The sequence below is a fragment of the Flectobacillus major DSM 103 genome, from assembly GCF_000427405.1.
GTDB lineage: Bacteria > Bacteroidota > Bacteroidia > Cytophagales > Spirosomataceae > Flectobacillus > Flectobacillus major.
Genome location: NZ_KE386491.1, coordinates 2,887,085 through 2,906,263 on the forward strand (window position 1 = coordinate 2,887,085; position 19,179 = coordinate 2,906,263).

The following is a 19,179-nucleotide window of genomic DNA, read 5'->3' on the forward strand; positions in this document are numbered from 1 at the left end:
CGCAATCGTGTTACACAGTACCAAAATTAAAAAGGACTTCTCGTTCCACCAAACAAGAAGTCCTTTTGTACATGATATTTAGCAAAATACTTATTTGAATTCTATCTGAAAAGGCATCAAAGCCATAAACCCTTCTTGGTTTTTGATAGCTTGTACCTGTTTGACATAGCCTGCCATTTCACCAAACTGAGCTTTCATCAACTTTGCTTCTACTTCGTCGGCTTTCTTATCCATAAACTCCTCAAAAAAAGATTTAGGCGTTGGGTAATAACGTACTTTGTAATCATCGCCTTTAAGTTTTGCTTTTTTAGCCGCAATTTCAATGGCTTTATTCAAGTCGCCCAATATGTCTACCAACCCATTGGCTTTGGCTTGCTCGCCTGTCCATACTCGTCCGCCAGCCAAAGATTTAAGATGCTCGACAGTCATGTGGCGGCCTTGGGCAGCTTTGGTAGTAAATGTTTCATAGCCTGCGTCTGTTCTAGCCTGAAACCATTTTTTCTCAAAATCATCCATTTCGCGGGTTACCGTAGGAAAATCTGAGTGAGCGTTGGTATTTACTCGGTCGTGGGTAATTCCTAGTTTATTTTTGAGGAAAGCATCAAAGTTGAAGAACTGAGAGAAAATGCCTATCGACCCCGTAATGGTAGTAGGTAATGCCACGATTGTGTCGGCGGCCATAGCCATATAATAACCTCCAGAGGCTGCATAGTCGCCCATAGATGCAATTACAGGTTTTACCTTTTTGGCTAATTCAACTTCGCGCCACATTACATCCGAAGCCAAAGACGAACCTCCTGGGCTATCTATTCTTAGTACAATTGCTTTTACTTTTTTGTCATCACGAGCTTTGCGAAGTTCTGCCACAAAATCATCTGAACCAATATTTCCTTTGCTAGCTTTTGCTCCTTCTATTGTACCTTCGGCCACAATAACGGCAATTTTATTTTCAGCATCATTAAACGGTAAAGCAGACTCGGCTTTCAAGAATTTAGATAATCCGATAAAAGTAACTTTTTCGCTAGAAGCTACGCCTACTTTTTTCTTCAAAACAGCCTCAAACTCGTCATAATAGCCTACATCAGTTACTAATTTGGCATTCAAAGCTCCTTTCGGTTGGAAAGCAACTAGCTCATCAGCTACTTTTTTCAGGTCGGCCAAGGTTACACCTCTCGACACTGCTATTTGTCCCATCACCTGATTATTGATAGAGTTGAGCAACGAGCTGTATTGTTCACGATTGGCATCGCTCATACTTTCACGAAGGAAAGGCTCTACGGCCGATTTGTATTCGCCTACACGAAATACAACAGGCTTAATATCGAGTTTATCCAACGCCCCTTTGAAGAACGTTATTTCGGCACTAATACCATTAAAATCAAGTGCTCCTGCTGGATTCAAATAGATTTTGTCAGCTACCGACGACACAAAGTAACCCTTTTCAGAATAAGCTTCGCCGTAAGAATAGATGAATTTTCCAGATTTTTTGAATGCCATTAAGGCATCTCTTACTTCCTGGAGCTGGGCATAACCCGCCATTGGGTAATGAGCTTGTAGATAAATACCCTTGATATGACTATCGGCGGCAGCACGTTTAAGTCCTTCTCTGATTTGGACTAAGCCTACATCGTCGGTATTGTCGGCAAAAGGCCCTCCTAAATTTTTGAAGGGATTTTCGTCTTCCGACACATTTTCTGCTATTGGACGGTTGAGGTCTAATTTAAGTACAGAATTATCTTTCAGAGAAACTTGGTCGTCTGAACCACCCACTGCAGCAGCAATACCTACCAGTAGAAAAAAGCCTAAAATGGTAAAAAGAAAGAGACCTACGATGGTCGCAAAAACATATTTCAGAAATCGTAGCATATTATTAAAGTTCAGAATGAAGCTGCCCAAAGCAAGCCTCTTATAATGATTTATGTTGTTTTGGTTTGATTGTAATTCTGCAAAGTTAAGGATAGCTCAAAATTAAGTTCTATTTTTTCCTCATCTTTCTATTTAGGATTAAAGCTCAAAAATATAGGAGTAGGTTATCTATAGGCTTAATTTGTGTTTAGTGGAAAATTAAGTTGATAGAAGGGTCTGAAAAAACATGAACTTTTCTTGTATCGATACGATACAATACAACAATTTCTCCAGAGCGGTATTGTCCATAAAAAAAGGGAAAAACTTTGTATCGTTTTTCCCTTTTTAGAAGCCCCAAAACCTTAGTTTTGAGAACAGAAATATTCGATAAGTTCGGTGGCAACTACCACATCTTTTTCCAGCACTTGCAACTCATACTGAGCGTCTTTTGAAAGCTGCGATTTAATTCCAGCAATCGAAAGTTTATCTTGGATTTCTTCTGCTTTACCCAAAATATCATACTCGGCAATAGTTACAAGCTCCAAACTTCAACCGAACATATTACGGTAATCTTCACGAGATTTCAAGATTACTTGATAAGCCACTTCACTACCATATACTGCGTCGATATCTACAGCAACTTTTTCTTCACCTGGAATATTTTTGTAAGTCAAGAAATAGTGAACCAAGCGGTCGATGATACTTTGAGGGCAATCTTTAATGTCTGTCCATTTGCCATACATAGAGTCACCTTTCAATACTGCAATGATTTTATCATCGGCTTCGCCTTTATCAATCATACGAATACCACCAATAGGGATAGCTTCGCAGATAATATCACCGTGTGTAATAGCACGCTCTGAAAGCACCAGGATGTCCAATGGGTCGCCATCACCTTTTTCAATTACTTTTCCTGAAGCTGCACGAGCTAATTCGGCTGTTTGTTCGCCACAGTAAGTTTGAGGTACAAAGCCATACAAAGCAGGAACAATGTTTGAGAACTTTTGAGGACGGTCAATTTTCAAGTACCCAGTTTCTTTATCGATTTCATACTTTACGGTATCGGTAGGTACAATTTCAATAAAAGAATTTACGATTTTGGGCATATCCTTTCCAATTTGGATACCATGCCAAGGATGGGCTTTATAAAAATTTCTTTGCATATTGATTATTGCAGTGTCCACTGCGGGTTGTTGGTGAGATTGCTCTCCGTCATCGGTCATTGGTTTTGGAGGTTTATTAGTTTTAACTTTCCCTCTTGGAGTCGTCGCTTTTTTGGCCATGACCTAAGACAATTTGGTTAAAATTAGAGTATATTTTTTCTTGTAAATATTCAACGCTTACATCCAATAGCTTGGATGCTGCCACAAAGATACTTGATATTGTGCAATTCTTATCGTCTGTTTCAAGAAATAACTGCTCAATTGGGATAGTTGAAATACCCTTGCTGGCATTTGAATCATTTTTGAGCAAAGCACTGCCCAACGATACATAAAATTGGTTGTTGAGAAGCTGATGTAAGATTTGAGCATTATTGTTGAACCCATGAATTAGCCACGGAACAGTCGGCTTAATTTGCTGTTTAAAACGCACTATTTCTGGAAAGCTCCTTACACAATGAATAATCAAAGGCTTGGCCAATTGGCTAGCCAAATGGGCTTGTTTTTCAAAACTTTGCATTTGTAAATGCCAATCAACACGGGTATTTCTATCCAAACCACATTCGCCCAACATCAATACTTTGGGGTGTAACAATACCTCTGAAAGCACGGCAAAATCCTTTTCTACTCGGTCGCTGGTTAAGTCCCAAGGATGTAGCCCCGCCGAAAAATACTGATGAGCCTGAGCCTGATGAATTATATTGAGCCAATGGTCTAGCTCCTGTCTACTTGTTACCATTAGGTTCAAGACTTCGATAGATTCGGCTGTAGCCCGAAACTGATGTGTATGAATGTCGAGATAAGTCATATTTCAAAACAAAAATACAGGAAATAAGCAATCAAGTACCATTCAAGCCACTGAATTAAGTAAGTGCCTCACACAAAATATTACGCTTTATTGGTACAAAAACCTGAGGGTTTAGGGCATACGGTCAATTATAGTATCTGTCTATTTGATAAAAAGATTTTGGCACAAAGCATTTATTTTAATCCCTTTAACTAGCAGAATCCATAGAATTTTAGTACAAAGTTTGATTTTTCCCTACCTTTGTATTTTAATTCAGCAATTCAACTAATTACCGTACCAATTTGCTCTACAAAATTGAGATTTGGTACGAGACATAAAGCAGAAAGCAAAATGATTTATCCTATTGTACCTTACGGCGACCCAGTTTTGAGAAAAGTAGCTGTTGATATAGAGAAAGATTCAATTGATGTAAAAAAACTTGCCGAAGATATGTTTGAAACCATGTATGCGGCATCTGGAGTAGGTTTGGCAGCTCCACAAATTGGTATGAATATCAGAATGTTTGTGGTAGATGGCCGTCCATTCAATGAAGGGGAAGACTTAGACGAAAGAGACAAAGACCCTTCATTAGTAGATTTCAAAAAAGTATTTATCAATGCCGAAATCATCGAAGAAGATGGTGACGAATGGGCATTTGAAGAAGGCTGTTTGTCTATCCCAGGAATTCGTGCCGACGTTTTCAGACCAGAATATGTAAAAATCAACTATTTTGATACCGACTGGAACGAGCATACAGAGGTATATGAAGGGTTAGCGGCTCGTATTATTCAACATGAATACGACCATATCGACGGTATTTTGTTCACCGACCATTTGAGTCCAGTTAAGAAAAGAATGATTAAAAATAAGTTGAGCGATATTTCAAAGGGTAAAGTAAAAGTAGATTACAAAATGAAACTCAACAAATAAGCCATATCCCAAATCTAGTAATAGGTTTGGGATATTGTTTTATAGGTATATAAAGAATAGTACTGAATTTTGGGCGTAATAGCACGCTTATCTAACATACCTTTATCATGAAAAATATCATTGCAGGGCTATTATTTGCCATGTTGTGGGCATCGGCATCGGCGGCTACCAAAATAGGGTTATTGGTAGCACAGCCATTGGTGATTGGTAACTGCCGTTTCTTTATTGCGGGTTTTATTATGCTTTTTTATACCTATGCCATACAAAAAAACAGACTACCACAGGGCAAAGAATGGCAACAACTCTTGATGTACGGTTTTTTGAATGTAACCATTTATTTGGGGTGCTTTGTATTGGCAATGAAACACGTTTCGGCAGGTATTGGCTCGCTATCTACAGCTACCAATCCACTTATTATTAGTATGCTTTCTGCATTTTGGAGCAAACGACCTGTCAAATTAGCCGAATCAATAGGCTTGTTATTAGGAATTTTAGGCGTAGCTGTAGCCACTTACCCACTCCTCCAAAATAGCTTTGCGAGTATTGAAGGGTTATTGATTCTATCGGCTAGTATGCTTTCGTATTCGGTTGGTACGATCTATTATGCCAATCAAAAATGGGAATTACCCCTTTTGGCTATCAATGGCTGGCAGGTATTGCTTGGGGGTATTTTATTGCTGCCTGTTACTTTTTTCTTTACAGATTGGAACCACAACCAATATACAGTACAATTTTGGGGGTCGGTATTCTGGTTAGTAGTTCCAGTGTCTATTGGAGCAGTACAGTTATGGTTATACTTACTCAAAACCGATGCCGTAAAAGCCTCGTTGTGGTTGTTTTTATGTCCTATATTTGGGTTTGTGTATGCCTCTTTTCTGCTCAACGAACCTATTACTACTTATACCTACGCTGGTACAGCTTTAGTAATAGTAGGCTTATACTTAGCCCAAAGAACGAAAATATCTCGTACCGAAAAATAAGTTTTTCAAACTCCCCTATGCTTAAAAAACTAAATTGTGCATTCACTATTTTTCACCTAACCAACAGTATAAAACCTATAAAATATCAGCTCGTTAGACCCGATATTTGGTTATAATCCCGTTGAGAGCGTATTTGATGTGATAAGAGACCTTCATTCTCTAAAAAATCAATATTATATTTGCTAGCAGATATAACATATATTCCCCAAACCCTCTCTCTCAATCACTTTTATGAATCATTCACCTAGATATTGTCTTTTTTTGGCAGCTTGCCTCTTGCTCTTGGCTTGTGGTTTTATCAAAACAGATATAGAACACGCCCCTTGGCAAGATCTAGGTTGCGATTCTACCCAGCAAGTAAGCGACTTGTCTATCTACGACCTTGCCCAACCGTTTTATGAATCAGATACTCTTTTAGAACAAAATATTGTACCTCGGGCTGTTTTTGTAGCTATTGCAGCACATGACGGTACTATCAAAGCTACAGGAGTAACTCCTCTTCCAGAACAACATCCTCAGCTTATTACAACACCTGTGGGGGTCAACTCATTAAATAGTACTTGGATTGAACAAGAGTTTCTTGGAGGATTGGCCACAGCACCACGCTATTTGTACACGCGTTGGGAACAACTTTTGCTTAACGACCGTAATGATTTTTTGGCCAAGCGTGATACAATCAAGTCATTGATGGCACAAAAACATAAAAGTATTAGGGTAATTTCGGATTTGAGGTCGATTGCCAACCAAAGAAAATATCTAAAACGAAAACGTACGGCAGCTCCTGTGTCTATGCACAATTTTGGGCTAGCAGCCGATTTTGCCATTATGCGTGGGCGACGTATTTCTAACAATCTTGCCAGTTATCGTCCTCTGGACACGCTCACAGCTCAATTTGGCTTAACTTGGGGAGGCAATTTTGTAGGCTTTATGGATGTTGGACATATTCAGTATTTCAAAAATGGAGCCGAACTTATCCGTAAATATCCAGTACTTCGCTACGAATTTGAGCCTTACCGTCCACATTATTTGAGTACTATGCAAAAAGCCGTAGCCAATGGAAAACTACAGAAATCTGAAGATACAGCCGAGCTATTAACTACGATGAACGAGTTGCGCAAAAATCAGGCTTGCCCTTGTCACAACCCTCATGTTGCTATTCCTAAAGCAACCATTCAGCGTATTCAAGAGAAACTACAAGCGGCTAGTTATCAACAGTCAAGCGATTTATTATTGGTAGGCGATTTAGCTAGTCAAACGATTTCTTTGGTAAGTGCCAAAAGCACTATCAGCTATCAGTTAGGCAAATGGAGATAAGAAGAGGTAATGGTTTACCTCTTCTTTCAGTAAGCATATTGAATAACAAATCTTAGTTTTTAAAATAAACCAATAACTATCAAATAGTTAGTAAAAACTACAGTTTATTCCCTCTTAGAAAATCCCCTATATTCATTCGTTTTTTCATTTCGAGCTGCAATTCTTCTATGGCCAAAAAGGCATCCGAACACTTGAAATACAAATAGTTTTTGTTGTCAGATACCCACTGACCAACCGATACATCACTGGCAGGCTCAAAGTTGTTGACAATACGTGTCTTGTAAACCTTACAACCTTTTTCCTGTAGGGTAGTCCAGGCAGCAGGATATGGCGATAAGCCTCTTACAAAATCATAAACAGCCTTGGCTGGCTGATTCCAATTGATTTCACAAGTTTCTTTAAAAATTTTAGGAGCATGCTTTAACTCCTGATTTTCGTTTTGAGGCTCTTGTGGATAGCTACCAGCCTCGATAGCCCTAACGGTTTTTAGCACCAAATTAGCCCCAATGTGCATCAATCGCTCATAAACTGTCCCTACGTTGTCGTCTTCATGAATAGGCTCTTTTTCTTGAAAAATCACCGAACCTGTATCTATTTCATGTTTTAGGAAAAAAGTTGTAACCCCAGTTTCTTTTTCACCATTGATAATCGCCCAGTTGATTGGAGCAGCCCCTCGGTACTGTGGCAATAGCGAACCATGCAAATTAAACGTACCCAAAGGTGGCATATCCCAAACCACTTCGGGGAGCATCCTGAATGCTACTACAATCTGTAAATCAGCTTGGTAACTTTTCAGCTCGTCTAAAAAAGCGGGAGCTTTTAGCTTTTCGGGCTGTAATACTGGAATCTCAGGAGCATGGTTCAGCACATATTCTTTTACAGCCGACATCCCTATTTTTTGTCCACGCCCAATAGGCTTATCAGGAGCAGTAACTACCGCTACCACATTACAGTTGTTTTCCACCAATACCTTCAGGCTTTCCACTGCAAACTCGGGCGTACCCATAAATATAATTCTCATAACACTGGTAGTTTTATTGTAATCACGCAATAAAAATGAGGCCAAGGCGTTGTCAACAACACGCAAAATACTCGCTATCAATTATTGCGTTATATTTATTCTTTTAAAAACACAAAAGTAATTTCATTTTGAATTAGACAGAAAAAAAATTACCTTTGTAATCTCAATTCAAAAAATATGAAACGAGCAACAACAATAACAAATAAAATATAGCTTCGATTTTTCTGCAAAGGTCTCAAAAAATCTTGTAGAACGGTTCGAGGCCGTTCTTTTTTGTTTGTTAGGGTTTTGTTTATTTTTTCAGATTTACTTTTTTTGCTGGCAACCACTTGTCAGTAATTTTTTTTGTATACAGTTCAAAATAGTCAATAACTTATAAACATAGCATAATAGTATGGCAAAGATACAGTATTACACGCAGGAAAAACTAGAGGAACTAAAAGCAGAGTTACACTACTTGAAAATTCAAGGACGTGCAGATATGGCCAAACAAATCGCCGAGGCCCGTGACAAAGGAGACCTTAGTGAGAATGCCGAGTACGATGCAGCTAAAGATGCCCAAGGGTTGTTGGAAATGAAGATTTCAAAAATGGAGGAAATTGTATCCAATGCTCGTGTATTGGACGAATCGTCTATTGACACATCGAAAGTATCTATTTTGTCGAAAGTAAAAATCAAAAACCGTAGAAATGGAGCCGAAGTAACCTACACTTTGGTATCGGAAGAGGAAGCCGACTTAAAAGCGGGCAAAATTTCGATTTCATCGCCATTTGGAAAAGGTTTGTTTGGTAAAAAAGTAGGCGATGTGGCCGAAATCACCGCTCCTGCTGGAAAATTAGAGTTTGATATTTTGGATATTTCTCGGTAATCACTGTGTTGGGCAACACCCCAACCCTTCTTTTTATCGAAAATAGAATTATTGGAATAAATTTTGCAAAAGCCCTTATTGAGATCAATCAATGAGGGCTTTTTTGTAGCTTTATGTTTTCTTTACAAATAGGAATTCTCCTTTTTCAAAAAGATATTCATCGATTGCTCTGATTTTTACGTAATATTTGTCTTGGTAAGGCGTTGATTCCTTCACTAACCATGATAATTATTGATACAATAAGACCTATATTTAGTACATGCAATTTCTATATCCAGCCTTTTTGTGGGGTTTATTAGCAGCGGCTATTCCTCTGATTATCCACCTGTTTAATTTTCGCAGGACCAAGAAAGTATTCTTTACCAATGTAGCTTTCTTAAAAGCTGTAAACACTACTACTTCTTCTTTCCGACGACTGAAGCACTTGCTTATTATGGCAAGCCGTATTTTGGCTATTATTTGCTTGGTATTGGCATTTGCTCAGCCTTTTTTACCTCCAAAATCTGGCTCTGGTATTAGTGCCAACGCCATTACGAGTATTTATATCGACAACTCGTTGTCGATGCAAAACGAACTCAATAGCAAAAGCTATCTTGATAAGGCTATCAATAAGGTTGAAGAATTACTAATGGCTTTTCCGCAAGGTTCAAGGTTACAGATGCTCACCAACGATTTTTCATCGCAAGAACATAGTATCGAAAATACGCAGAAAATCAAGGAACGTACCACTACCATTAATTATACCCATACGCCTCGTACTTTCGAGAATATCCTAAAACGTCAAGCTAGTTTGGCGGCAAAACATTCGTCACAAAATCAAAATCAATATATTTGGTTTTCAGATTTTCAGAAAAGTACTGCTGGCAATTTGACCAATATCAAGCTCGACTCCACGTCTCAATTGTTTTTAGTACCCGTTCAGGCCAAGGCTATTCAAAATGTATTTGTAGATTCGGTTTGGTTAAATACCCCTTTTGTGCGTGAAATGCAGGTAAATTCGCTTACAGTCAAGCTGTCGAATACTGGTGAAAGGGCAGTGCAGAATTTAGCTGTAAAACTTTTTATCGACGATGTCCAAGTGTCGTCGTCGGTGGCCAATATTGCTGCTAGTGGCTCGGCCAATGCTGTTTTTAATTTTACGGTAAAAGACAAAGGATATAAAAAGGGGCGTATTTCATTTGACGATACCCCTATTACTTTCGACAACGACTATTATTTTGTACTACACGCCGCTCCGAGTATTCAGGTAGTGCATTTGTTTGGTCAAACAGCTCCAGAGCGATACATCCAAAATGTATTTGCCAATGATAGTGTTTTTAACCTCAAAAGCTATTCTGCCAATAATACCGATGTTGGGCTTATCAAAACCGCCGACCTTGTTGTATTGGAAGGTGTACAGGTAATAGAAGGTAGCGTAAAGGTAGCCTTAGAAGACTTTGTCAAGGCTGGTGGCTCGGTATTGATTGTACCAGCTCAATCGCCAGACTTGAGTAGCTACAATAGCTTTTTATCACAATATGGCATTCGCAGTATTCAGGCCAAAACAAATAGCCAGTCTGAGTTGAGTATTTTGGCTGAACCAGCCAAGTCATCCAGCTTTTTTATGGATATTTTTGATAGCTCAACCCAAAAAGAGCTTCTCCAGATGCCTAGCGAAAGTGCGGTATTAACTTGGCAGGCTGTTGGCGAAAAGCTTTTACAGTTCAGAAACAATCAGCCCTACCTGACAAGCTCCAAAGTTAATCAAGCCACTGTATATTTGTTGGCTTCACCATTGGCCAAAGAATGGGGCGATTTTGCCAGAAATGCTCTATTTGTACCCATTATGTACAAAATTGCTGCTTTGAGTGTACGTCAAGAACCATCGGCGTATTCCTTCAAAGAAAATACATTTACCATTGATGTTAGCAATGCTCCTCAAAATGCCAGTTTCAAACTAAAAAGAGGTAAACTAGAGATTATTCCAGTACAATATCTCAATGGTAAGCAGCTTACAATTGAGCTACCCAAAGCTAATCAGCTAAACGATAATCAAGAAATTGAATCGGGATATTATGAATTAATGCTCAATGGTAAAACCGAACGTTTGCTGGCATTCAACCACGACCATACCGAATCACAAATGGATTTTTATAGCACCGACGAGCTAAAAAGTATTTTTGCGGGTAAGAAAAACGTTCAAATTTTTGACCAAATAGACGATAGCAATTTTGTAAAAACGTTTAAAGAACAGAACTTTGGTAAATCGCTTTGGAAGTATTTTTTGATAGCAGCTTTAGGCTTTTTGGCTATCGAAATACTTTTAATTCGTTTTTTCAAATAATTTTTTATTTCATTCTTAGTAACAATTCTTGTATCACTTAGTTATTATTAAAAACTCTCTTAAAATGGCATTACAAAAAGGCGACCAAGCTCCAGCATTTACACTTTATAATACCGAAAAAGCAGAAGTATCTTTATCAGATTTTAAAGGTAAGAATGTTGTTTTATTATTTTTCCCATTTGCATTTACAAGCGTTTGCACCACCGAATTGTGCGAAATGCGTGACAATATTGCTACTTATGCTAGCCTCAATGCCGAGGTTCTTGCTGTATCGGTTGATTCTCTATTTACGCTAGGAAAATTCAAAGAAGAACAATCTCTTCCATTCCATTTACTTTCCGACTTCAACAAAGAAGCATCAACAGCATACGACAGTATTTATGAAACCTTCGCTTTTGGTACAAAAGGTGTTTCAAAACGGTCGGCATTTGTTATTGATACAGAAGGAGTTATTCAATATGCCGAGGTATTGGAAAGTGCTGGAGATGTACCAAATTTTGCCAATGTACAAGAAACATTAGCATCTTTAGCATAATGAAAAAAATCATATTGTTCATTATTGGGCATATTGTGGGGTCTAGTTGTTATGCACAGCTAGACCCTCATTTATTTAATCAAGAACGTCTCGAAATTAACCGAAGAGGAATGCTTGTACTAGGTGGATGGTCGGTCGGGAATCTTGCTACAAGTGGTATCTTGATTGGTCAAAGTAGTGGTTCAGAAAAGTATTTTTATCAGATGAACCTGTATTGGAATGCTGTAAACGGAGCTTTGGCTGGACTTGGTTACTTACAAGCCAAAAAACAAATCCGAGCGGGTATATCGCCCAACCAATCGCTCATTGATGAACAATATGGTACAGAAAAGGTATTTTTGCTCAATACTGGACTCGACGTTGCCTATGTAATAGGTGGTGCATATTTGCTAGAAAAAAGTAAAAACAGTTCAACCCAAAAGGATTTACTCAAAGGCTATGGACAGTCAGTAATTATGCAAGGCAGTTTTTTGATGTTATTTGATGGCATTATGTATGCCGTGCATCGCTCGCATGCCAAAAATCACGTCGATTGGCTCAAACATATAGCCTTTGATGGCCGACAGGTTTATATAACGTGGACATTTTAGGTATATATTTCTATCATAAAAAAACCTGTAGAATAGGCTTTAAAGCTATTACTACAGGTTTTTTATGAATTATAATTATTTTCTATGCCTGTTTTATCGAAGTATTTCTATTCTTTTGGTACTGGTAAAGTTATCAGCTTTTACCCTCAGCAAATACCCACCTATTGGCAAATCTGTCAAATCAATGGTTTTGCGAGTGTCAAACGCAGGCATTGTACCTGTGTAAACCAATGCTCCAGCATTATTATAAACTTCAATTTGGGTATTTGTCCACACAAAACGGGTATCTAAAGTAAATTGTCCATTGCTAGGATTTGGATAAATAGATAGCCCAGTGTCATCATAAAGAGAGAAGTATTTTTTATCAGAAATAGGCGACAAACAACTTTTTGAACCATAAAACTGAGTTGTATAAACCTTACGAGCCGTTACCCGAACATCGCCTGTTTCACTAAACTTGATTTCGCTAGTAGTAGCCGTCAAATTTGAGCCGTTGAGTTCCCAGATATATTGGTCAGCTCTTTTGTTGTTGATTCCCAATGTATAAGGGCTCACACGTATAATATCATCCAATACTACTTTATCTGGATTAGGTTTTACCGAAACATATACCACAGGAGATGCACTCGAATTACAATTATTTTGGTCTGTTTGAATAGCTCTAAATGAACCCGATACATTTACATTCAAGCTTTGAAGGGGGTATCTTGAGGTTATTCCATTCTGAACTACAACCCATGTAGGCAGGTTATTTCCAACCAAGCTCATTTGTAAAACGGTATTCTCACCATCACAAAATACAGTATCTTTTGTTGATAAAACCGTTGGAGTAATAGGAATTTGGTTGACTTTCACACTCAATGGAGATGAAGTCAACGACACACAGCCTTTGCTATCAATGGTTTGTACAGTATAATTGCCTGCTTGTGTTACCCTGATATTACGAGCAACAGCCCCCGTATTCCAACGATACGAAACAGCACTAATATTAGATGATTGCAAAACTACGCTGGTATCCGAGCAAATGGTAGTAGGGCCGTTCGGTACAATAGAAGGTGTTGCTGGCAACGGATTTACGATAACCACTGTTGCAGCCGATTCAAGCGAAGAACAGCCTTCTGTATTTATCGTTTTTACTTTAAAACTACCACTTTGATTAACCTGAACAGAAGCAGTTGTAGCACCACTCGACCATAAATACGAATATCCACTTTGTCCCGACGAAGATAATGTTACTCGTGAATCAGCACAAAACTCTAAAGGTCCATTGGCCGAAATCGTTGGTACTGCTGGTGTATTTTTTAAGAAAGTAGTAACAGGACTTGCTAATGTAGACAAACATCCATAATTATCTACTACTTGTACCGAGAAACTTCCCGCCTGATTTACTCTGATATTTTGGGTTGTACTACCATTGTTCCATCGATAAATTACCCCTGAGTTGGCACTTAATGTGAGGCCATCATTGATACAAACACCTACATTACCAGAAGGGCTTACAGAAGCCGTCTGTGGCATTGTAGTACGAATTATAATTGGAGGTAACTGAATCACATTGCCTCTGCTGTCGAGCAAACGTGCATAATAAGTACCACTATTCAGCGAAGCAATGCGTTCTCCCGAGAAAATAGCACTATTAAAATTAACACTATTTGACCACTGGTATTGCGAATAACCCGAAGGTAACGTTACATCAACTTTATTGTCGCTACAAGCATACGATACGCTTGGCAAAAGGGTTGGAGCTTGTGGTTGTGAATTTTGAAAAAATGTAGTTGTCAATGCTGAGTTCCATGCTTGAGCCAATTGAACAAGGCCATCGCCCCAAAAGTGAAGACATTCCGAGCGGCCGGGGTTTTGAATACCATCAGTAGAAGGCCCTGTAAATACATTCGAGGTTTCGCTAATTACCGCTTTTTGCCCTTCTAATACCTCATTCCATGATTCAGAAACATTGGCAGGATTACAGCTAGTCGGTGGTGTACTTGCCGAGGTAAGCGATACCATCCAAGAAATATTTTTCCCTGAATGTTCACGGGTTTTATTAATTACGGTTTGTAGCCTTGCTTTATAATCCGACCTAGATGTTTTGAATGGTACATTATCGGCTTCGCCCTGACACCACAATACCGACCTTACGCCTAATAATGGCACAAAGTAGTTAAGCACCGATTTCATATTAGAATAAGGCAAGCCATTGGGATAATACCCTCCTAAATAAATATTATAAGCGCTACCACCTTGTGAGGTTACCGACCAAGTTTCGACAGATGTTCCGTTGAACCCTACATTTAAAAACAAAATAGGAACATTAAGTTTTTGAGCCAATAAATCGCCCAAAACGCCCCAGCAGTAAGCTCCTTTACCACGAGGAGCAATCGTTGTGTTGACATCCAGCCTAGAGAATGGACTTAGTGTAGCATAATCGTTACCACCGTTAATGACATCATTGCCATTGGCAAAAACATTGACTCTATCGTCGGTAGCAGCTTTTTGACTAGAATTATACAGCCCTTCGGCATTGGACTGACCTGCAATAATAAAAACTTCACCTACCCCTACCCTATCTATACTGGCAACACTCCCTACTACAGTGTTGTTTAGAACTCCTCTAATTTCTAACTTATACCATCCTTGATTGATGGTCATTGTACTTGCAAAATTACCATTCAATGGTAAATCCTGTAAAGTTTTCCAATCACTCCAAGTACCTGCATCACCTTGTCCAGATGCAATAGGTATCAGCCTTGCTTCTATTCTATCTACCTGCTGCTCGTAAGTACCAGTCACAGAAATGGTCGAAACACCCGATTGGTTTCTTTGATAAACAGCTCGACTTAGAGGTGAAGTAATTTTAAATTGGCCAAAAATAGGAAGCCCCAAAAGCATCATACAGATAAAACCTGTCAATCTTCTCAAAAAGAACATACAATAACTTTATAGATTAAGTAATCACTATACTACTAAAGGTTTATTACTAATGGTTTCAAAGGCGTAATCGCCTTTAAATACTCACAATTGCTCTAAACGCAAATTTTTTATGGGAGAACTATAACCATTTCATAATCAACTATTCAACAAAATAACAGCTAATTTATTGATTTCGTGGCCTGACCAATAGCAAAGTTATTAACTGGTCAAAAATATATAACTATTGCCTTAAAAAATATAATTCTACCAAAATCGTATTAATAACGTTTGATAGAATTATATTTTTTCCTCTATTATCGAGTAATAATAATTTGTTTAGTCAGCTTAAATGTTGGAGAATCTACTTGGACTAAATATGTACCTGAAGGCAACTGGCTTTTCCCTTTATTCAAATCCAATACTTGCGATGATGAAAACACAAATTTGTCAGACGTAAATACTTCTGTGCCATCCAATGTATATACCCTAACAACCGCCCCCGACAAATCATACTTGGTATCTATTGTAAATACTCCTGTACTAGATGGGTTTGGATAAATAGACAAGCCTTTGTCTTCAGCAAATTTGAAAGTCGTTGCTTCAGCATAGTCTTTCAGCTTAGGGTCGTAATAGGTTATTAATGATGTTTCTGGCGAATAACATACCAATGGATTGGTGGATGCTCTTACGCTATATTGTTTTTTTGTCATCAAGGTATACAGCCCTTCCTCTGTTACACGCAATAACGTATCTTTTACAGGCAATACTTTGCCCGAAGCACTCCAGATGTATTCATCTACAGCTTCGCCTGAACGAGCAACCAACAGATAGGGCCCTTTTCTAAAAATAATAGGAGCTACAGGATTAGCTTTTTTCACCGCCCAGATAGCATTAGATGGCTTTGAGGCACACCCTTTGGCATCGACAACATAGCCACGTACTAAGGTTGTAGCCACAACATCAATAATACTAACATTTTCGCCTGTAGTTCGGTTATTACGTTCCCAGTTAAAACTTACATAGTTAGCATTAGCAGGCGTTACACTAATACGAGCTTTTGTTCCTTCACAAAAAACAGTATCAGTAATTGCTCGAATTGTTGGCGTAGATGGAAGTGGATTCACCAAAGTTGGTACAATCTGTGAGGCTTGTGACAAACAGCCATTTGATCCTATAGTTTGAACAGAAAATAAGCCTGCTGTATTGATTTCAATTTCTTGGGTATTTTTGCCATTACTCCACAAATAGCCACTAGCTCCTACAGTCGATGAACGCAGTCTGGTACTTGCCCCATCACAAAACTCTGTCGAACTAAGTTGTGAAATAGTAGGCTGGACAGGTCGAGGCTTAGAAACTAAGGTAACTCCGTCAGAATAGGGCGACAAACATCCATTCTGGTCAATAATTCTTACACTATAAGTACCATTTTGACCAATATTGAAAGTTTTGGTACGAGCCAATGTCAGGTTTGTACTATTTGCTTTCCATTCATACAACGCACCGTCGGTAGATGTAAGACCTACCGTTGTTCCTTCACAATAATTAAGATTAGCATTTGCTGTAATTTTGGGTGCTTGTGGAGGTGTATTTGCCGTAACGGTTACTCTAGGAATAGAAATAATATTGCCATTTGGCTTCGTTATTTTAGCAAAATATGTACCCGAACCCACCGTAATATCTTTAGTATTTCCTACGATTTCAAAATTACTATTAACCCATTGGTAAGCATTGTATCCTGCGGGCAAGCTCAATTTCAAACTTTGGTTAGAAATACACGACAAATCTACAGTAGGGATTGTATCGGCCATGATAGGTTCGTACAAATCAAAAAAGTTGCGTGGGTCGGAAGCACTAATTGGACTAGTGAGGGTATTAATCCAAGCCGTTGATACTTCGTCGAGGCCAGTACCTGTAAAGTGTACACATTGATCTCTGTCACCAATTTTATCTACTTGAATATTGTCGGTAAATGGTCCTGGAAAGATTGGAGAGAATGATTGGTCACCAATAGCCAAGTTCTGAGCTCTTACAATAACAGGCGAAGGCTTTGGTGGTGTGGTACTTGTAGGGCTTCCACAGTTCAACACTCCCGAATAAGACGTTCTTGCTACAACCCAAGTAAGGTTATCATTTCCTAAATCTTGGCGTGTTTTTCTGATAAGGCGTTTTAGGTTATCCAAATAGCTAGCTTCAGTTACTGGCAAAGGCTTACGCTGAGCTACAGGTAACTTGGTATTCTCTGCTTCAGTAGATAAGTTCAATAAGTTTTGGGTTTCGCCCTCCATCCACAAAATTGCTCTTACACCCAAATTGATTCCATAGTATCCTAACACGGCTTTTAGGTTGGCATAAGGATACCCAGGAATGTATCTATTAGAATTGCTTGCATCAAACTGAAAATCACTTGGTGTACCTACTGTTGGGTTTTCGGCACTTTCACGCCATACTCTTACCGATGCACCACCCCATCCTACATTAAAAAACATTACTGGTACATTGAGTTTACTTACCAAGGCGTCACCTACCTTACCCCAATAATAAGGGCCAATACCCAATGGGCCAACAGTTACATTTTTTGATAGCTGAGAAAACTCTACAATCGAAAAAGATTCGGTAGACTTAGTTACAAAACTTGAATTTTTAGGGTCATAATTTAAAATATACGACTGTGGTGTTCCAAAAGCAGGATCATTCATAAAATTGGCACAATTGACTCTATCGTCGGTTGCGGCGGTTTCATTTTGAGCACGTTGCCCACTACCACCAGCATTTGACTGCCCTGCAATCACCAATACTTCGCCAACCCCCACACGGTCGATTTTGCTGATATTGCCTACCAAAGCACCACGAAGAAGGCCACGTACTTCCATAACGTACCATCCTCCTTTTACTGTTACAGTACCTTTAAAAAGCCCTCCTGTAGGGTTTGACTTAATAACTGTCCAGTCTACTGCTGTACCCATACCTACTTTTACGGGAGTAAAACGCACCTGAATGGTATCGATAGGCTGCGAATAACTACCGACAATAGTAATAACAGCTTTATTAGACAAATCACGCTGAAATACCTGACGGATAACGGGCGACGTAATAGAAATTTGGGCAAATGCTAGTTGACAAATTGAGGCAAAGCAAAATAACAGTAATAATCTTTTAAACATATCCACTTATTATTTAAGGGTGGGGTTGAGTCAACAATTATGAATATCAATTGGTAGGCCATAAATCGGGTCTATATCCGTTTATAGGGCTACAATGCAGTTGAAAGTACTTCAGTGTATTGCTATATAGACGCTATTATGACCCAAATAGTTGCGTTTCATTGGGACAAAACAGGCATTTTCTTAGAATAATCCTACAAAAATAAGAAAAGCATCCCAATAGTGAGATGCTTTTCTTATTTTTTTGCAAAACTAAATTTCGCAGTAAAAGGCTGATAAAGAACTAGTCAGCAATTACATTGAATTTCACTTTGTGTTTTACATCTTTGTGAAGGTCAAGTGTTGCAGTGTATTCACCAACAAACTTCACTTCAGAATCCAAAGAGATTTTCTTACGGTCAACATCAAATCCTTTTTCTTTCAAAGCTTCAGAGATTTGGATGCTAGTAACACGACCAAAGATTTTACCACTTTCACCTACTTTAGCAGCGATGTCAAGCGTTAAGTCTCCGATTGAGTCTGACAATGTTTGAGCATCTAACTTGATTTTCTCAACTTTGTGAGCAATTTGCTTGATATTCTCAGCAAGAATTTTCTTGTTAGATGGAGTTGCCATTACCGCAAAACCTTGCGGAATGAGATAGTTACGGCCGTAACCAGGCTTAACCGTAACAACGTCGTTTTTATAACCAAGACCTGCGATGTCAGTCTTTAAGATGATTTCCATTTTTGTAAAAGATTTTTAGTCGATGATT

General features: G+C 38.7%; 15 protein-coding genes. 7 read left to right on the forward strand and 8 right to left on the reverse strand.

The window, feature by feature from the left end; all coding sequences use genetic code 11:
• Positions 1–90 precede the first annotated feature (90 nt).
• The 4 genes from sppA to FLEMA_RS69600 all read right to left on the reverse strand — a co-directional run bounded on the left by sppA (position 91) and on the right by FLEMA_RS69600 (position 3,813).
• Positions 91–1,866: a signal peptide peptidase SppA gene (gene sppA / locus FLEMA_RS0122220; RefSeq protein ID WP_026997790.1), complete on the reverse strand. Its 1,776-nt coding sequence runs from the start codon at positions 1,864–1,866 to the stop codon at positions 91–93.
• 341 nt (positions 1,867–2,207) lie between these two features.
• Positions 2,208–2,390: a hypothetical protein gene (locus FLEMA_RS0122235; protein ID WP_026996011.1), complete on the reverse strand. Its 183-nt coding sequence runs from the start codon at positions 2,388–2,390 to the stop codon at positions 2,208–2,210.
• A gap of 3 nt (positions 2,391–2,393) precedes the next feature.
• Positions 2,394–3,008, reverse strand: coding sequence for an inorganic pyrophosphatase (locus FLEMA_RS0122240; RefSeq protein ID WP_044174752.1), 615 nt, complete (start codon positions 3,006–3,008; stop codon positions 2,394–2,396).
• An 82-nt stretch (positions 3,009–3,090) separates the two neighbouring features.
• A complete protein-coding gene (locus tag FLEMA_RS69600; RefSeq protein WP_044171866.1) occupies positions 3,091–3,813 on the reverse strand; it encodes a TatD family hydrolase in 723 nt (240 codons plus the stop codon).
• A 330-nt stretch (positions 3,814–4,143) separates the two neighbouring features.
• Between FLEMA_RS69600 and def the strand changes: the two genes are divergently transcribed.
• The 3 genes from def (at position 4,144) to FLEMA_RS69610 (ending at position 7,016) form a co-directional block, all read left to right on the forward strand.
• Entirely contained in the window at positions 4,144–4,722 is a 579-nt protein-coding gene (gene def / locus FLEMA_RS0122270; protein WP_026997791.1) for a peptide deformylase, read from the forward strand.
• 107 nt (positions 4,723–4,829) lie between these two features.
• The gene (locus FLEMA_RS69605) at positions 4,830–5,702 is read left to right on the forward strand and encodes a DMT family transporter (RefSeq protein WP_044171867.1); all 873 of its coding nucleotides are present in this window, start codon (positions 4,830–4,832) and stop codon (positions 5,700–5,702) included.
• A gap of 231 nt (positions 5,703–5,933) precedes the next feature.
• Positions 5,934–7,016: a M15 family metallopeptidase gene (locus tag FLEMA_RS69610; protein WP_081681321.1), complete on the forward strand. Its 1,083-nt coding sequence runs from the start codon at positions 5,934–5,936 to the stop codon at positions 7,014–7,016.
• 97 nt (positions 7,017–7,113) lie between these two features.
• Here the strand turns inward: FLEMA_RS69610 and fmt are convergent, their stop codons facing one another.
• Positions 7,114–8,037 carry a methionyl-tRNA formyltransferase gene (fmt, locus tag FLEMA_RS0122355; RefSeq protein ID WP_229359440.1) on the reverse strand — a complete coding sequence of 308 codons (924 nt, stop codon included), beginning with the start codon at positions 8,035–8,037 and terminating at the stop codon, positions 7,114–7,116.
• A gap of 394 nt (positions 8,038–8,431) precedes the next feature.
• Between fmt and greA the strand changes: the two genes are divergently transcribed.
• The 4 genes from greA (at position 8,432) to FLEMA_RS69635 (ending at position 12,353) form a co-directional block, all read left to right on the forward strand.
• Positions 8,432–8,905, forward strand: a complete 474-nt coding sequence (gene greA / locus FLEMA_RS69620; RefSeq protein WP_044171870.1) for a transcription elongation factor GreA — start codon at positions 8,432–8,434, stop codon at positions 8,903–8,905.
• A 259-nt stretch (positions 8,906–9,164) separates the two neighbouring features.
• Positions 9,165–11,228, forward strand: a complete 2,064-nt coding sequence (locus FLEMA_RS69625; RefSeq protein ID WP_044171871.1) for a BatA domain-containing protein — start codon at positions 9,165–9,167, stop codon at positions 11,226–11,228.
• Positions 11,229–11,292: 64 nt separating this feature from the next.
• Complete coding sequence (locus FLEMA_RS69630) at positions 11,293–11,763, forward strand: redoxin domain-containing protein (RefSeq protein WP_044171872.1); 471 nt, start codon at positions 11,293–11,295, stop codon at positions 11,761–11,763.
• Positions 11,763–12,353, forward strand: coding sequence for a DUF6992 family protein (locus tag FLEMA_RS69635; RefSeq protein ID WP_052354105.1), 591 nt, complete (start codon positions 11,763–11,765; stop codon positions 12,351–12,353). The genes FLEMA_RS69630 and FLEMA_RS69635 overlap by 1 nt, the downstream gene beginning before the upstream one ends.
• Positions 12,354–12,446: 93 nt before the next feature.
• On the opposite strand, the gene FLEMA_RS0122475 is transcribed toward FLEMA_RS69635, so the two are convergent.
• The 3 genes from FLEMA_RS0122475 to rplI form a co-directional block, all read right to left on the reverse strand.
• A complete protein-coding gene (locus tag FLEMA_RS0122475) occupies positions 12,447–15,281 on the reverse strand; it encodes a T9SS type A sorting domain-containing protein (RefSeq protein WP_081681322.1) in 2,835 nt (944 codons plus the stop codon).
• A gap of 296 nt (positions 15,282–15,577) precedes the next feature.
• The gene (locus tag FLEMA_RS0122495) at positions 15,578–18,424 is read right to left on the reverse strand and encodes a T9SS type A sorting domain-containing protein (RefSeq protein WP_044171874.1); all 2,847 of its coding nucleotides are present in this window, start codon (positions 18,422–18,424) and stop codon (positions 15,578–15,580) included.
• Positions 18,425–18,707: 283 nt separating this feature from the next.
• Positions 18,708–19,151, reverse strand: coding sequence for a 50S ribosomal protein L9 (rplI, locus tag FLEMA_RS0122515; protein WP_026996022.1), 444 nt, complete (start codon positions 19,149–19,151; stop codon positions 18,708–18,710).
• Positions 19,152–19,179: the final 28 nt, after the last annotated feature.

Excerpts from the sequence above, each read along its gene's own strand:
- FLEMA_RS69635 (WP_052354105.1), top strand. The coding sequence starts at position 11,763 with ATGAAAAAAATCATATTGTTCATTATTGGGCATATTGTGGGGTCTAGT.
- FLEMA_RS69610 (WP_081681321.1), top strand. The coding sequence starts at position 5,934 with ATGAATCATTCACCTAGATATTGTCTTTTTTTGGCAGCTTGCCTCTTG.
- FLEMA_RS69630 (WP_044171872.1), top strand. The coding sequence starts at position 11,293 with ATGGCATTACAAAAAGGCGACCAAGCTCCAGCATTTACACTTTATAAT.
- fmt (WP_229359440.1), bottom strand. The coding sequence starts at position 8,037 with ATGAGAATTATATTTATGGGTACGCCCGAGTTTGCAGTGGAAAGCCTG.
- FLEMA_RS69605 (WP_044171867.1), top strand. The coding sequence starts at position 4,830 with ATGAAAAATATCATTGCAGGGCTATTATTTGCCATGTTGTGGGCATCG.
- rplI (WP_026996022.1), bottom strand. The coding sequence starts at position 19,151 with ATGGAAATCATCTTAAAGACTGACATCGCAGGTCTTGGTTATAAAAAC.
- def (WP_026997791.1), top strand. The coding sequence starts at position 4,144 with ATGATTTATCCTATTGTACCTTACGGCGACCCAGTTTTGAGAAAAGTA.
- FLEMA_RS69600 (WP_044171866.1), bottom strand. The coding sequence starts at position 3,813 with ATGACTTATCTCGACATTCATACACATCAGTTTCGGGCTACAGCCGAA.
- sppA (WP_026997790.1), bottom strand. The coding sequence starts at position 1,866 with ATGCTACGATTTCTGAAATATGTTTTTGCGACCATCGTAGGTCTCTTT.
- FLEMA_RS69625 (WP_044171871.1), top strand. The coding sequence starts at position 9,165 with ATGCAATTTCTATATCCAGCCTTTTTGTGGGGTTTATTAGCAGCGGCT.
- greA (WP_044171870.1), top strand. The coding sequence starts at position 8,432 with ATGGCAAAGATACAGTATTACACGCAGGAAAAACTAGAGGAACTAAAA.
- FLEMA_RS0122240 (WP_044174752.1), bottom strand. The coding sequence starts at position 3,008 with ATGCAAAGAAATTTTTATAAAGCCCATCCTTGGCATGGTATCCAAATT.
- FLEMA_RS0122495 (WP_044171874.1), bottom strand. The coding sequence starts at position 18,424 with ATGTTTAAAAGATTATTACTGTTATTTTGCTTTGCCTCAATTTGTCAA.
- FLEMA_RS0122475 (WP_081681322.1), bottom strand. The coding sequence starts at position 15,281 with ATGTTCTTTTTGAGAAGATTGACAGGTTTTATCTGTATGATGCTTTTG.